This window comes from Bacillus sp. V5-8f, assembly GCF_002863565.1.
Classification (GTDB): Bacteria; Bacillota; Bacilli; order Bacillales; family DSM-1321; genus Peribacillus.
Map to the genome: position 1 here is coordinate 1 of NZ_PGUW01000025.1, position 15,118 is coordinate 15,118.

The 15,118-nt window shown below is 41.2% G+C and carries 12 protein-coding genes and 2 pseudogenes; 5 read left to right on the forward strand and 9 right to left on the reverse strand.

Annotated elements, in window-relative coordinates:
• Positions 1–141 precede the first annotated feature (141 nt).
• From CUU64_RS20160 to CUU64_RS20180, 5 genes are all read left to right on the forward strand, one after another.
• Positions 142–513, forward strand: a complete 372-nt coding sequence (locus tag CUU64_RS20160) for a MerR family transcriptional regulator (protein ID WP_101635473.1) — start codon at positions 142–144, stop codon at positions 511–513.
• A 16-nt stretch (positions 514–529) separates the two neighbouring features.
• On the forward strand, positions 530–1,219 hold the full coding sequence (locus CUU64_RS20165; protein WP_101635474.1) for a zinc metallopeptidase: 690 nt from the start codon (positions 530–532) through the stop codon (positions 1,217–1,219).
• 50 nt (positions 1,220–1,269) lie between these two features.
• Complete coding sequence (locus CUU64_RS20170; RefSeq protein ID WP_101635475.1) at positions 1,270–2,574, forward strand: hemolysin family protein; 1,305 nt, start codon at positions 1,270–1,272, stop codon at positions 2,572–2,574.
• A gap of 615 nt (positions 2,575–3,189) precedes the next feature.
• Positions 3,190–4,023 (forward strand): YhcN/YlaJ family sporulation lipoprotein, encoded by an 834-nt coding sequence (locus tag CUU64_RS20175; protein WP_180954693.1) that lies wholly within the window; start codon positions 3,190–3,192, stop codon positions 4,021–4,023.
• Positions 4,024–4,234: 211 nt separating this feature from the next.
• A complete protein-coding gene (locus tag CUU64_RS20180; RefSeq protein WP_101635477.1) occupies positions 4,235–5,575 on the forward strand; it encodes an amino acid permease in 1,341 nt (446 codons plus the stop codon).
• Positions 5,576–5,649: 74 nt separating this feature from the next.
• Here the strand turns inward: CUU64_RS20180 and CUU64_RS20185 are convergent, their stop codons facing one another.
• The 9 genes and pseudogenes from CUU64_RS20185 to CUU64_RS20225 form a co-directional block, all read right to left on the reverse strand.
• On the reverse strand, positions 5,650–5,979 hold the full coding sequence (locus CUU64_RS20185; RefSeq protein ID WP_101635478.1) for a MerR family transcriptional regulator: 330 nt from the start codon (positions 5,977–5,979) through the stop codon (positions 5,650–5,652).
• A 232-nt stretch (positions 5,980–6,211) separates the two neighbouring features.
• Positions 6,212–7,415, reverse strand: a pseudogene (locus CUU64_RS20190) (nitrate/nitrite transporter).
• Positions 7,416–7,449: 34 nt separating this feature from the next.
• On the reverse strand, positions 7,450–7,776 hold the full coding sequence (nirD, locus tag CUU64_RS20195) for a nitrite reductase small subunit NirD (RefSeq protein ID WP_101635479.1): 327 nt from the start codon (positions 7,774–7,776) through the stop codon (positions 7,450–7,452).
• A 34-nt stretch (positions 7,777–7,810) separates the two neighbouring features.
• Positions 7,811–9,216, reverse strand: a pseudogene (locus tag CUU64_RS20200) ((2Fe-2S)-binding protein).
• 136 nt (positions 9,217–9,352) lie between these two features.
• Positions 9,353–10,609, reverse strand: coding sequence for a DUF445 domain-containing protein (locus CUU64_RS20205; RefSeq protein WP_101635480.1), 1,257 nt, complete (start codon positions 10,607–10,609; stop codon positions 9,353–9,355).
• Between the two features lie 243 nt (positions 10,610–10,852).
• Positions 10,853–11,569: an SDR family oxidoreductase gene (locus CUU64_RS20210; RefSeq protein WP_101635481.1), complete on the reverse strand. Its 717-nt coding sequence runs from the start codon at positions 11,567–11,569 to the stop codon at positions 10,853–10,855.
• A 175-nt stretch (positions 11,570–11,744) separates the two neighbouring features.
• Positions 11,745–12,353, reverse strand: coding sequence for an NAD(P)H:quinone oxidoreductase (gene wrbA, locus CUU64_RS20215; RefSeq protein ID WP_101635482.1), 609 nt, complete (start codon positions 12,351–12,353; stop codon positions 11,745–11,747).
• A 550-nt stretch (positions 12,354–12,903) separates the two neighbouring features.
• Positions 12,904–13,830, reverse strand: a complete 927-nt coding sequence (locus CUU64_RS20220) for a nuclease-related domain-containing protein (protein ID WP_101635483.1) — start codon at positions 13,828–13,830, stop codon at positions 12,904–12,906.
• Between the two features lie 339 nt (positions 13,831–14,169).
• Entirely contained in the window at positions 14,170–14,937 is a 768-nt protein-coding gene (locus CUU64_RS20225) for a spore coat protein (protein WP_101635484.1), read from the reverse strand.
• Positions 14,938–15,118 lie beyond the last annotated feature (181 nt).

Here is a 15,118-nt window from a genome sequence, read left to right on the forward strand (position 1 = left end):
AAAGCAACGGGGGACTGACCCCTTCTATTTTATTATTTGATAGAAGTATAGTTTATAAGTTATGATATAGTTAAACCATCACGTGATGGTTTTTCAAGAGGAGGAGTTACCAATGGGGCTGCGAGATTAAGGATTGGCGAATTGGCTGATATGGCCAATGTCACAAAACGGACAATTGATCATTATACCCGTATGGGTTTATTAAAAGCAGAACGTTCCAGTTCCAATTACCGTTATTATGACATGGATTCAGTTTCCCGCCTACACTACATTGAAGAAATGAAAAAGAATCATATGTCATTACAGGAAATCAAATTGAAGTTAAAAGAACAAGAGATTGAGAATGTAGACGTACAGGAGCTAAAGGAAAAAATAAGGGAACTAGAGCTTGACGTTTCAGCAATTGTATCTTTATTAAAAGAAAAGGGCTTACACAATCCCGAGATGATAAAGAAGCATCTCTCCCATGAAAGCTTGTCTCTTATCCAATCTCTATTATTATTACTACTCTAGGAGGCAACAAAATAAGATGATTTTCCATCCTATGGATTTTCTTATCTTTCTGGCATTAGGCATTTCGATTTGGGCACAATTTAGGGTAAAAGGTAATTTTAATAAATGGGCACAAGTGCCAACGAGAACGGGATTATCAGGTGCTGAAACCGCGCGCAGGCTTCTTGACGAGAATGGACTTCACTCCATTCCTATCGAAGTAGTCGCCGGAACACTATCCGACCATTACGACCCAATTAATAAAGTGGTCCGCTTATCAGAAGCCGTATATTATGGTAATTCCATCGCTTCGATTTCTGTAGCCGCTCATGAAGTGGGCCATGCGATCCAACATAAGCAATCTTACGGGGCATTAGTTCTGCGTCATCGAATTTTCCCGGTTGCAAGCATTGCTTCCGGTGCTGCCCCCTTCTTATTCTTGGGGGGAATGCTTTTAAACCAGCTATCCCTGATTGGCCTGGGAATAATCATATTTTCTGCAGCGGTTGCATTCCAGCTCATCACATTGCCGGTAGAGTTCAACGCAAGCAGCAGGGCCAGAAAGTTGATGCTAGCTGAGGGCATCCTCTATAATGAAGAGGAAGTTGGAGTAAAGAAAGTATTGAACGCCGCCGCGCTTACTTACGTAGCAGCAGCATTAATGTCACTGTTTGAATTAATTAAATTTGTCATGATCTTTTTTCAAGGACAACAAGAAGAAGAATAATATTTTGCATCACTTGGAGGTGAACGCCTTACTTTTGTAAGGCAACTTTTTTGGACATATTAAACTTGATCTTGCTGGTGGTTTTAATTGCCATGACTGCATTCTTCGTGGCAACGGAATTCGCCATTATCAGGGTAAGAAGCTCAAGGATTGAACAGCTTATTGAAGAAGGCAGAGCAGGCGCTATAGCTGCCAAAAGGGTAACATCCCATCTGGATGAATACTTATCGGCGTGCCAACTGGGAATCACTGTAACGGCATTAGGAATCGGGTGGCTAGGGGAACCTACCATCGCTCATATGCTTGAACCGGTTTTTCTAAAATATAATGTCGGAGAATCAACTTCTCATATTATCGCGTTTGTTATCGCATTCTCTATTGTAACGTTCTTACACGTAGTAGTTGGTGAGTTAGCCCCTAAAACAGTTGCAATCCAGAAAGCTGAAGCTGTTACACTTGCGTTCTCTAAGCCCATTATTTTGTTTTATAAGATCATGTTTCCAATTATTTGGGCCCTTAATGGGTCTGCCCGTTTTATCACTGGTCTTTTCGGCTTGAAGCCAGCTTCAGAGCATGAACTGGCCCACTCAGAAGAAGAACTGCGTTTCCTCCTTTCCGAGAGTTACAAAAGCGGGGAAATCAATCAAAATGAATTAAAATATGTAAACAATATATTTGAGTTTGATGAACGGATTGCCAAAGAAATCATGGTTCCCCGTACGGAAATTGTCAGCTTTTCCATAGAGGATACCCTTGATGAAATCATCGCCACCATCCGCGACGAAAAATACACAAGATATCCTGTCGTAGATGGCGATAAAGACAATATCGTAGGCATGATTAATATTAAGGAAATTTTGACGGCGAAAATCTCCCGGGAAACGTTAATAGAGGGAGCCTCGTTAAAGCCATTCATTAAACCAATTATCCGTGTGATTGAAAATATACCAATCCACGACCTGCTTGTGAAAATGCAAAAGGAACGGACACATATGGCCATTCTTTTTGATGAATATGGTGGAACCTCAGGCCTTGTTACGGTAGAGGATATCCTTGAGGAAATTGTCGGGGAAATCCGCGATGAATTCGATGCGGACGAAATATCCGAAATTAGAAAGATTAAGCAGGATCATTATATATTCAATTCAAGGGTTCTGATAAGCGAAGTTAATGATATGCTTGGCATCCATCTTTCTGAAGAAGATGTCGACACGCTCGGTGGCTGGTTCCTGACCCAAAGCTTTGACGTTAAACAAGGAGACGAATTAGAGGCTGAAGGATATTTGTTCAAAATCAAAGATTTAGACGGCCATCATATTTTGTTCATTGAAGTGAAAAAATTAGCAGTAACGTGACTCAGTTTTTAGTTTAGGGTACACCCCTCGTATAAGTTATACGAGGGGATTTTTATATACGTAAACAAAACGAGGTTCCTTAAATATTCTAACCGGATTGACCATCACTTTTTTCTATATAACAGGGGAAAAACTCCTAAATTCACCACTAATTACATGTGTTGTGGTCAATAGGTAATAGCAATCGGAAGAAAGAATCGCTAATGCTTTTAGTTTATTTCATTTTTGTTCCCTTGATTCACAGGATATTATAGGTCGGCTTTGGCGGAATCATATGAATGTAACGACGGAAAAGCCTACATCGCATAGTTACGCACACAGCAGCATCGATAAATTTTAACCCCTCTGGCTCTCCCCCCCTTTCTCACAACCCTATATTATGAGCAATCGATTCGGGGGAAACCCACCAAAACGAGTCCCAGCACCTACATAGCAAAAAGCAAACTGATGAATAACGAAATCCTGAGTAGTAATTTCAAAACCATTACTAATAAAAAAGTTATCTAATGATAAGTTATTTTTCCCGCTTTTCAATCCTTGCTGATGTTTCCTTTCATAAATCGACGAAAAAAAAGGAAAGCTAACAAAGCAACGATAAACAAAGGAGTGAACAGCATGAAAAAAGGGATCATTATTTTAAGCTCTGCGTTACTTCTCTCCGGGCTGACTGGATGCAATGACAATAATGATAATAACGCAGCTGATAATAACGGCGGAGACGGACAAGTCCAAACTGCCCGGGTGGGAAATAACAATGAAGGCAATGGAAACAATAACAATCGAACCATGAGAGTTGCCGACCGCGCTGAAAGGAATATTGAGCGCATGAACCAGGTGGACGAGGCACATGTGATTTTAGCCAATAATAACGCATATGTGGCTGTTAGGCTAAATGATGATCGGAATAACAATGGCAACAATGGAAACGGCCAAAATGGCGATGGGCGAAACACTGATAACGGTACCGATGCAGGAATCGGGACAGGCTATGGGCTAGGAAATGGGACGAACACAGCGGATGATGAAGAAGACGGAAATGTAACGGATAACAATGGCGGACGAGGATTTGCAAACGCTGGCGCAACAGATGATGGCAAAGGACGGGCGCTTAATAACGGTACTACCGGAACAAAAGCAAATAATAACAACGGCGGGAATGCCAATGGAGGCAACCGTAACAACAATAACGGCGCACAAAACGATGGAAATGGTAACGGATCGAGGACCTACAGTGCGGTATCAACCGATTTTGAGCAACAAGTAGCCGATCAGGTGAGGGCGGCGGATAAAAAGGTCCATCGAGTGTACGTGTCCACAAATCCCGATTTTTTTGACAGAATGACTACTTACGCCAATGACATTCGTGATGGACAAAATGGCGGTGGCCGAAACGGTAATGATCTTTTCAATGACTTTAATAATATGGTGAACGATTTATTCGGAAGATAAACCTATACATGCTGTCGAATTCCTCGACAGCTTTTTTCCATTTCATTCGTTTTTTAGCTGAAATGCGGATTGACACACAGGACAAATATGATATATTAATATAAGAATACTTTAGTGCTTAAAAGCGTTGAATCAAAAAAGAAAAAAAGTTCATCAGTTCCTACAGATTCAGTAGGGATTTTTTATTTTAAGAAAGGATGGCTAAGTCATCATGGAAAAACATCATCAAGATTTACAAAAAGGTTTATTGCCAAGACATGTGCTGTTTATCGCCTTGGCTGGCATGATTGGAACGGGCATTTTTAAAGGCAGTGCCGCTACTTTACAAACAGCAGGGCCGAGTGTTGTATTTGCGTATTTATTTGGGGGATTACTGCTTTTCATTGTTATGGCAGCTTTAGGAGAAATGGCTTCGGCGTTCCCAAATTCTAATATTCAAAACTTAATAAATAAGGCATTCGGTTTCCGGATATCATTTATCGTTGGCTGGCTATATTGGTTTAATTGGATTATCGTAATCATCGTGGAATTATTGGCAGCAGGCAGCTTTTTGCAATTTTGGTATCCATCTGTACCATTATGGTTATTAAGCTTACTTTGTTCAGTAGTAATAATTGGAATTAACTTATTCCACGTTAAATATTATGGAGAACTCGAGTTCTGGTTCGCTGGAATCAAAATAGTGGCTATCATCGCTTTTATTGTGTTAGGTTCTCTTATCCTGTTCGGTTTTTTCCCGGGTTCTACCCCAGATGCCATTTCGAACTATACGGCACATGGCGGATTTGTTCCAAATGGAATGGAAGGGATTTTTAGCGCATTTTTAGTCGTCATGTTCTCATATGGCGGGGCTGAACTGATTGGGGTTGCTGTTACAGAGACGAAGAATGCCCAACAAGTTTTGCCAAGGGTCATTAAAGGGGCTGTATACAGGGTTATCTTTTTTTACATCTTGCCTATCCTTATCATCTGCGGAATAATGCCTTGGAATGAGGTTACAGGTGAAGACAGCCCATTCGTTCAAGTATTCAGCATATCAGGATTACCAGGTGCTGCGCATATTATGAATTTTGTACTTTTAACAGCTGTATTATCAGCTGCCAATTCGGGGGTTTTCGCTACATCACGAACATTATATTCCATGGCCCAAAGCGGCGAGGCACCGAAAGTATTGTTGAAAACATCTCAAAAAGGAATTCCCTTGAATGGGATTATGATCACTGCCTTATGCATTTTAGCCGGTGTGTTTATGGCCTATTTAACTCCGGAACAAATTATCGGCCATATGATGTCCATACCTGGCTTTACGATTATTTTATTATGGGTCTCAATTTGTTTGGCACAGTTGAAGCTACGTTCCCAATACACAAAGAAACCTGGTTTCCAGGTTAGATGGTATCCGTATACAACAGTCTTTGCCATCATAGCCCTATTAATCATCTTTATCGCATTTATTTTTAATAAATCAAATTTAATAGGTTCAGTGGTTTGTCTAGTGACTATTACGTTGCTAACCATCTTTTCTTTTATCTTTAAAAATGCAAATAGATGAATCTATTAAAAATCGGGAGATTGATAACAGCCAGAATAGCTTGGCAGTTGTTAATCTCCATTTTCTAGTTTGATTTACTTGTCTTGAATGCCAAATTGGGCATTTATCTGTCCCCTTAACATCCTTTTGCGTATCTCACGTTGATCTTCTTTGCCACTCTTCCTGATCATTTCTTGCCTGATTTCAAAAGTTTGGACACCATCCTCTATTTTGTTGGCAATGTCCATTAATGTTTCCACGTCAGAAAAAGAATACTTGCGGCTGCCCCGCGGTGTTCTTTCAGGGAAAATCAGATTCCTTTCTTCATAATAGCGGATCTGTCTTTCTGTCAAACCGGTTAATTCACTGACCACTCCGATTGAAATCACTTTCTTGTCTTTATAAGATGCTTCCTGATACGCCACTTCACTCACCCCACAAAGAATAGCCAACAGTTTTCTTTGACTTTATTATACTTTAAATTGGAAATTTTCACACAACTCGTGTTAGATTTTCTCACATAATAATGTGAATATAAGTAAACGTACCAATTTATAAACAGCTCTTGATGTAAATCCTTCTACATAACCGGAGACATGGAAGGCCAGCCGAAATATCTTCGACTGGCCTTTTAAAGCAATATTCGCTTACATTATCTTATACTTTCACTGGCATATTGTTTATAGCGAGAGACTTCTTCCAGTTCTGTCTTGCTATTAGCAATACAGAAAAACCAATGATTCCGATTATTGCATAGCAGATAAATCCAGCGGCATAAGTGCCTGTCAACTGTTTCAATGATCCAAGAAGGTTCGGTACAAAAAATCCGCCTATTCCCCCAGCAGCTCCGACCATTCCAGTAATCATCCCCATTTCCTTTTGGAATCGCTGAGGAATGACCTGGAAAACGGCCCGTTCCCCATTCCAAGGCAGGCCATTCCAACAAACAATAAAATCATCACCATATAGAAGGAAGGCAGATAACTGACGCCAAACATGGTTGCGGAAACAACGATAAACAACACACTCAGTACATTCGTGCCACCCAGCCGGTCTGCAAGGTATCCGCCAACAGGACGGAAAAAGCTGCCCGCTGCTACAACCAGCGTAACGAAATCGCCTGCGCTCACTCTTGATAAATGATATTGGTCGACAAAAAAGATGCTGAGGAAACTTGATAATCCTACAAATCCTCCGAAGGTGACACTATATAGTACACAGAAATACCATGTATCCGTGGATTTAAAAATGCGGAAATAAGCTTTCACCGGCATAGGCTCAGGCTGTGATGGAGCATCTTTTGCCATGAAAATATAGGCGATGAATACCAGGGCAAGTGGAATAAGTGCCATTCCCAACACGTTATGCCAACCGAATTCTGTGGCAAGACGAGGACCAAATAACGTAGCAAATAGAGTACCGCTATTCCCTGCTCCTGCTATGCCCATAGCAAGGCCTTGCAAATGTGGCGGATACCAACGGCTGCCATTGGAATAGCTGCCGCAAAGCTGCCACCTGCTACACCCAATAAAACAGCGATACAAAATAACTCCCCTAAGCTATGGCCGAACAACCATCCCCATAAGAGGGGAACCATCGTAATAATCATTCCGCCAATGGCTGTTTTCCGAGGGCCGATCCGATCAGTCAACACTCCAAGGATGATACGGAAAATGGAGCCCCCTAAAATCGGCAACGCTACTATCAGTCCTTTTTCCGCTGGTGAGAGACCGAAGTCTTTCGTAATGAAAGCCCCTAGGGCACCCAGGATTACCCAAATCATAAAGCTTACGTCAAAGTATAAAAACGAGGCGAGTAAAGAAGGAGCATGGCCGCTCTTTTTCAATTCAGATAATTTCATTAGATATCACTCCCTTAGATTGCTGTTACGATGGCTACTCCTCCATGAGAACATATACTTTTCCGTCTTCCACTAATGTCTTAAACGTTTTGACACATCCCGTATCCGGTTCTTGAACCTGGCCATCCTGCAAGCAGATTTTACAGTCATGCATTGGACAAAAGACAAAATCACCACTGACCATCCCTTCAGCCAGAACTCCCCCTTTGTGGGGGCAGCGATTTTCAACCGCACGTATACTCCCGTTCAATAATTTAAATACGGCGACTTCCTTATCTCCTACATATACGGTTTTGCCAATTCGTTCAGCCAATTCTCCAGCAGGACCGACCAGTACTTTCATTATGCTTTTATTCACCATGAATTTTCCCTCCTAGAATTGTCGCCCTTTTGCCTTACGATGTTACTAAACTCTTAAACAAGGTATTTGCTGTTTTTTCGTCTTCAAGAATTTGCTTCCAAGGGTCTTTATAAGTAGATAAAGCTTTATCCATGCGTTCATTCAATTCATCTCGTTTTTCCTGATCATCCAGTATGGAGCGGATGTGATCTAAACTTAAACGCTCCACCCACGCGGAGGTCCGCTCTAAATAGTTGGCTGTCTCACGATAATACTGCAGGTACGCACCCGTAATTTCCATAAGCTCTTCTTCTGTTTTCACTTTGTAGAGAAGGTCTGCTGCGCGCAAATGAGTTCCACCGTTCCCTCCGACATAAATTTCCCATCCTCCATCGATTCCAACAACTCCGAGATCCTTAATTCCGGATTCGGCACAGTTGCGAGGACAAGCAGAGACAGCCATTTTCACTTTATGAGGGGTATTAAGCCCTTCAAATTTTTTTCTAACGCAATGCCAAGCGAGATAGAATCCTGCGTCCCAAAGCGACAGAACTGTTCACCAACACATGTTTTTACCGTACGAAGGGATTTCCCATAAGCAAAACCGGACGGCATATCCAACTCTTCCCATACCTTTGGAACATCTTCTTTTTTAACACCTAATAAGTCAATACGTTGGCCGCCAGTCACTTTGACTAATGGAATTTGATATTTATCAACAACGTCTGCGATCCGGCGTAAATCCCCGGCATTTGTTACACCGCCATACATTCGGGGTACTACGGAGTATGTGCCGTCTTTTTGAATATTCGCATGCATGCGTTCATTGACATATCGGGATTCTTTTTCATCTTTATATTCAAGAGGATTTACCATTCCTAAATAGTAGTTAAGAGCCGGACGACATTTCGAACACCCTTCCTCTTTCTCCCAACCCAGCACATTCATGACTTCTTTAGTGTGTGTTAAACCTTTGGAACGAATTTCTTCTACAATTTGATCTCTGGATAATGTTGTACATCCACATATCGCTTCTTTCTGGGAACCCGCTTCAAATTCTGAACCAAGCGTGTGCTGTAATACTTCCGCTACAAGTAATTTGTCGTACTGCATTTCTCTGTATTTATCCGTAAAGATCCGTTGGTTTACCGAATCAATGTGTACTACTTTTTCTCCGGTAAAAAGACGGATCTTTCGCTCCTCATACCAGTTCTGGTCATTCAGGGTAATGCCTTCATAGGACGCATCCCCTTGCAAAACAGCCGATAATAAAATTCGGTTATAATTCATATGAGGCTCATTTCCAAATATCACAATATCAAAACGTGCAGGATCGCACTTTATAATTTCATCAATACATCGAACTCCAGCCATGCCATTCCCTATTAGCACCAGTTTTTGTTTTCGCATCCTTCCTACCCCCAAATTTTCATGGCATACGGTCCTTAAATATGCGTCCATTATTCCATAAAACTGAAGAATGGAAATTATTTGTGTAATATTTTCTTACAGTTTTTTCGGGAAATAAAAAAAGATGGCTTCGGTTTAAGTACCAAAGCCATCTACTTTAGTTATTCTGTGTGCTACTGACTATCCCTTAAAAGAACGCTTTAAAACCGGTTAATATTAATCCTATGATAAATCCGCATACCGCTCCGTTCACCCGGATCCACTGGAGGTCCTTGCCAACATTGTTCTCCACCATTTCAATAAGCGTTTCATTATCCAGCTTATCCAGGTTTTCCTGTACAAGCTTGCCTATTTTCGAATGGTTTTCGGCAATAAGGCTAGCAAGCTGCCCCTGCACCCAATTTTCGATCCTGTCCATTTTTTCATTGTCATTTTTCAAATCATCTAATAGCCGTGAAATAAACGGCAGGAAATAATCATCCATAAACTTCCCATTTTCAACAAATTCTAATACGCGTTGTTGTGCGTTTTGGAGGACGTCGGTAATTTTTCCGGAAGGCTCCCAACCCGCAATCAGACTATCCACCAGATTTTCAATTTCCGTGACCACAGGCTTGTTTTTCCCTAAATTATTCATGATTGTACGGAGTTTTATCATGATTGCCTGTCGATTTGGATCTTTCTCATAACGCAGGCTGTAAATAATATTTAGCAGTAAGGTTTGCAGGATTTTTCCGAGCTTTTCTTCATTTACGAGATTTTGAAGGGACTTTAGTGCAAACTGTAGAATCCCATCACCTTCTATGCTATTGAGCGCTTTTAAAGCAAAAGTCCCCAATTGGTCTCTCCGGTTTTTATCCATTAACCACTCTTCCGCTTTTTGCAAAGCAGCGTCAAATGCTTTTTCCTCATATTTTCTGATGAGCGCTTGATCTGCAGCCGTCTGCAAGAGGCTTCCAATACGAACGGAGGAAAGGGATTTTTTGACTTCCCTTTCAATATAAGGTACAAATCTCTCCGGCTTTATCTGCCGGATCACTTCCTCTATAAGCTGCTGCATTCCATTTTTTACGGTATCGGAATGAAGCTCTCTTTCAAGAGTTGAGATGATTTTGTCTGTTAAATGAATCTGCTTGATTTTATCCTGGATGCTCTCCTGGGAAAGCCAGTCATTTTCCAGGGTAGAAACAAGTGCATTTGTTACCCTTTTCCGATTTTTCGGGAGCAGGGCCGTATGAGGGATCGGCAGCCCCATTGGATGACGGAATAATGCTGTCACAGCGAACCAATCAGCTAATCCACCAACCAGTCCTGCTTCGAATCCGCCTTGCAATAGATCTACCGCTAAGTTTCCTTCAAAAGGAATGGTCGCAACAAACCCGGTTCCCATAATTGCCAGAGAAATCCCGGCTAAGTGCTTTGATTTATTAGCCATAGCTTTCATTCAGTCCTTTATTCAAATTAAATTTATTATACCCAATCGGATAGGGCACACTCTACTAATTTGAATTAATAGAGTAAAAGTCATTCAATATGTCGAGTCCTTTCACTGCCCTCCACTAAAGGGACGAATTTTTATCGCAATGGCCGGAGGAAACTACAGCCTCATAATCGGGACATATTATTTTCCTAATTTAAAAAGACGGCCCTTTTTGTTTTAAAAGGGCCGCCAATGAATCATATTTTTTTATACCAGATGAGCGCCACCATCGATTAGGACTGATGTTCCGGTAGTAAAGCCATTTTCTGCCAAATACACGTACGTTTGGGCGATGTCTTCCGGCTGTGCAACCCGTCCAACAGGCAATTGCTGGCCAATCTGATTGTACATTGCCTGTCTTTGGTCTTCCGGCATCCCACTGTATATTGGTGTATCGACAATTCCAGGCGAAACGACATTAACCCTTACAGGTGAAAGGTCAACTGCTAGCCCGCGAACCAGCCCATCAATTGCAGAGTTGATGGATGCAAGTGTGGAGGCGCCTTTTGGAGGTCTTAAACCATAGACACCCGAAGTCAATGTAATGGATCCTGATTTATCCAAATAGGGGAGAGCAGCATGAACCGTTATGTATTGGCCCCAAAATTTGCTGTCAAACGCGTCTCTTACTTGAGCAACTGGCAAATCACTAAAGCTTCCCATGGCTCCTTCTCCTGCGGTAACAACTAAGTGATCGAAATTGCCCACCTTGCTGAAAAACCCGGAAACATTCTCCTCACTGCGAAAATCCAGTTCATACCCTTCTACATTTTCACCTAACGCCTTTTTCGCCTCAGAAAGCTTTTCAGTTGAGCGGCTTGCGATAATCACTTGAGCCGATTTTTCAAGAAAGGCTTTAGCAGTTGCTAATCCAATGCCTGAAGTACCGCCAATAACTACTACTCGTTTACCTACTAATGACAAAATGATAACCCCCTTCTATTTATGGTTAGTTTACCCACCTTTCGTAAGGAAAACCACCATTCTAACCTGTATCATCTATTTTACTAGTTCTATTTTCTAAGTGGTAATGATGTGCTTTTTGTTCTTATGATAATTGATAAAAAAGGCTGATTGGCATCCAATCAGCCTTCAAAAATTATTGGGTTCCCTGTTTTACCCATCCTGCAACCGTTACCGTACGTTTCGCCTGATATTTCACCGCTGCCTGAACATCTTCCTTCATTCCGTTTTCTTCAACTGTAACACTTGTACCATATGGATTGCCGCCGGCTCCAAAGGTTACCGCATCTGAGTAACCAGGCGCAGCAACAATCGCACCCCAGTGATACATTGTCGTATACAGGGATAAAATGGTCGCTTCCTGGCCTCCATGTGGATTTTGCGCCGAACTCATGGCACTTACGACCTTATTCACCAGTTTGCCTTTTGCCCATATACCACCTGTTGTATCCAAGAATTGCTTCATTTGCGACGGCATATTTCCAAATCGGGTAGGCACACTGAAAATGATGGCATCTGCCCATTCTAAATCATCTGTAGTGACCTCAGGTACGTCCTTTGCCTCCTCCACATGTGCTTTCCATGCGGGATTGGATTCTATAGCTGACTGCGGTGCAAGCTCAGGAACTTTTAATAATTTTACTTCTGCACCCGATTCCTGGGCTCCTTCTTTGGCCCATTTTGCCAATTGATAGTTTGTTCCGGTGGAGCTGTAATAAATTACCGCGAGATTTACGTTTGCCATACTTTTGCCTCCTTCAATGGAAAATTCAAGAATTGGGTAACTTTAGATAGTAGTCACTTCATTTCATCCAAAAGTACCTCTTCCTTCCATGCCCCCATTTTTTTAAAGCTAAACCTTAAAATTTATTTGGGTGCTGTTTGTATTTTTATTGATGGGTGAATGGCAACCATGCTGTGTCGCTTGCAGTGGGAAGACTCAATAGTTTCAATTACTAAATCTGATAATTCTCAACAACCGATGGATTTGCGACTATATCTAGAATTTCACCGCAAACCTGAATCTTTCCGAACCAGTCCTAGAGATCACAACTAATACTGGAGTTTTGTTACAAATCTGAATAATTTGCCGCTAATTCTGTAATTTCACTACACCTTAGCCTCTTATTGAAAATAAGAAAACACTTGAACCTTCCCCCACATGTTCTAAAGATTTGCTGTACATCCCAGTTTTACATAGCTAATCGATGGTAATTCCATTAAAAACGGCAGTCCAATTATTTTTTCTTGATAGCTTCTTTAAGGTGGTCCAGACCAAGCTGGTACACCCGGCCTCACGTGTTTCCTGATTTGGGTAAATTTAATGAGGAAAGAAGTTTTGACGTTGCCGATAGGGAAGGAAGCTGTAGGAAATTCCGGGCTTGTTGATTAGTAATGGTAGTACCCATTAGGAGAGTGTAATCCATTAGGGCTTCTATATGCGCGGTTTTAGAAGAAGAATTACATAGAGGGCAAAGCCAATGTGCTTTTTTTCTTTTCATGGAAAACCAATGGCAATGGGAGCAGCGGATACCTGTAAGGATTTCATTTTCTTGAACTTCAAATCGTTTAACAATATCAGGTGTGTATGGATCATTATGTTTAATAAGAAGCCTGCAAATTCTCCGAAGTTCTTGTTGTGACAGTTTTTCTTTCTTATAATTTTTTTCAAATTGGTGTATTTTAGCCGGGAAATTTTCAATTATAATTACTCTGCTTGTATTTGCGGAAGATTTTTTTATCACTGTGTTAGGATTACTAAAAACAACAAGAGTCTCGACTGGGATATCGTAAAGCTTATGCTTTGCCAACCATGTTATGAATTGAGTTCGTTGTCGGCCAACTTGAAGGATTGGATTAGGAAATCGTTCTTCCTTGCTATGAGATATTCGCAAAAACTGATGAAATTCCGGTTCAAATACTATAGTCCCGGAGATGTTTTTGACTTCCACAATCAAGAAAAACGATGAGGAAACAAGTAATATGTCTAATTGAAAATAATGTTGTTGTTGTTCCAACCGAAGATCATGAAAAATGAAGTATTTTTGTTCGGGAAGGAAATTGATATAGTAATCTATTGACTTCTCTCCATTATGTCCTGCAATGCTTCTAGACAATGTTTCTTCGATTTCTTTCCGTTTTGGATGAGTTGGGGAAATCCGCCTCAGTAATGCCTGTAATTTTTCGATATAAATGGAAACCTTTCGTTGTTTTACAATCAAATAACCAACCTCCTATCCTTTTTTGTAAATTGGTTCGACAAATGTGTGTGAAGAACCTGCCTAGAAATGTGCCATTTTAGTCATTTCTGTTAAATTTCGAGAGAATTCGACTCCATTTTAAAATAATTTGTCCGGATTAATGATTTATTTGTCCGAAACAGCCATTAATTTGTCCGAACTGGTGATTTATTTGTCCGAAAGAGCCATTAATTTGTCCGAAATGCGGATTAATCTGTCCAAACTGAAAAACCTGCCCAATTTGGGAACCAGCCCTATCAGAGGAACCACCCCAAACGGAAAACACCACCTGGAATAAATCCAAGTGGTGTCGCAGACAACTTATTGCCGGCCGTATCTCTGATTCGTTCCCCCGTATACGAGGCTTTGCGGTGATGCAGGATTTAAGTTGGGTGTCATTACATTACCTTGATTACCAACATTTTGCCCAGCATATCCCGCGGATGTTCCTTGGTATCCAGCATTTTGCGCATTATATCCAGGATTTTGCCCGGAAATGCCCATGCTTGGGCCAGGCTGCATTCCATATTGCTGCTGCATGGAATCGCTCGCAGGCTGATATCTATGGATAAATTCTTTAGCTGTGTGGTCTTTCAGTGTAGGAACCTGGTAAATCCCCTGTTCATTCATCAATAAGAACACTTCATAGGCTTGGTTGGCACAGTTCGTGGCACTATTCAACAGCATGCGGCGGAGGTTTGGATCCGCGCATTCAAGCGTTGCCCACATTCCGTTTCTTGCTGCGTTTTTATGAGCGCACAACATGGCTGTAGCCACTTCCCAGTCTTTTAGCTGAGCGTCAATTTCAGGTGCGATCCGAGGTGGGTTGTTTAAGCCGTATTTAATTTGTTGCGGCTGAATCTCCCTAATGTTTGTATTTGGCGGAACCAGATTAACGCCTGTATAATCATGAGTATACGCGACAATTTCATTATATGACCGAATTTCTTCCTGCTGATGGCGGATGATCATGTCAATCAACTGCTGATTCTGTGTTTCAGTGGCATAGAAGTTGAAGTGGGTGATCATATTAATTTTTTCCAGTAATATTTCATGTACTTCCATCGTTTCATGAGCGCCGAATGGCATAGATATCACTCCTTTTGTTTATGTACTAACAAAGAGTAATATTTCCCAATGTCGCGCTTTTATGCATGTCAGTTACAATCAACTGTCTACTTTACTGGATAAAAAAGAAAACAGCACCCGATAAGGCACTGGCGAAAAAAGAGGTAGTTTATTTACTTACAATTTAACATTTTAAAAACTT